Origin of the sequence: Micromonospora sp. ALFpr18c, assembly GCF_008868155.1 — a bacterium.
Taxonomy (GTDB): domain Bacteria; phylum Actinomycetota; class Actinomycetes; order Mycobacteriales; family Micromonosporaceae; genus Micromonospora.
In genome coordinates this window covers 1-422 of record NZ_WBKR01000513.1, presented here as the reverse complement: position 1 = coordinate 422, position 422 = coordinate 1, and the positions used below count along the sequence as shown (strand labels likewise).

1 protein-coding gene is annotated in these 422 nt (G+C 71.3%); it reads left to right on the top strand.

The annotated features are described in order from the left end of the window. Positions 1 to 308, top strand: a 308-nt coding sequence (locus tag F8271_RS31895) for a tRNA-dihydrouridine synthase (RefSeq protein WP_192580571.1), incomplete at its 5' end; no start/stop codon positions are given. Positions 309 to 422: the final 114 nt, after the last annotated feature.

Below are 422 nucleotides of genomic sequence, written 5' to 3'. Positions count from 1 at the left end.
AGCACGGCGCTGATCTGATCGATGTGTCCAGCGGCGGCCTCGTCGCACACCAGCGCATCAGCGTGTTCCCCGGGTACCAGGTCCCCCTCGCTGAGGGCGTGCGCCAGGGCGGTCGGATCCCCGTCTCCGCGGTGGGCCTCATCACGGCGGCCGCTCAGGCGGAACAGGTGCTCGCCGATGGTGCGGCCGATGCGATCTTCGCCGGACGAGAGTGGCTGCGCGACCCGCACTTCGCCCTCCGCGCAGCGCACGAGCTCGACGCCGAGGTCTCCTGGCCGCCGCAGTACGAGCGCGCCCGCCCGCGCTGAGCACCGAACGACGAAGGCCGCCGACCCGTAGACGGATCGGCGGCCTTCGTCGTTCGAGTGGACGATCAGCGTGCGCGGAAGCGTCGTGTCGCGTCCTGCACCTCTCCGACCAGT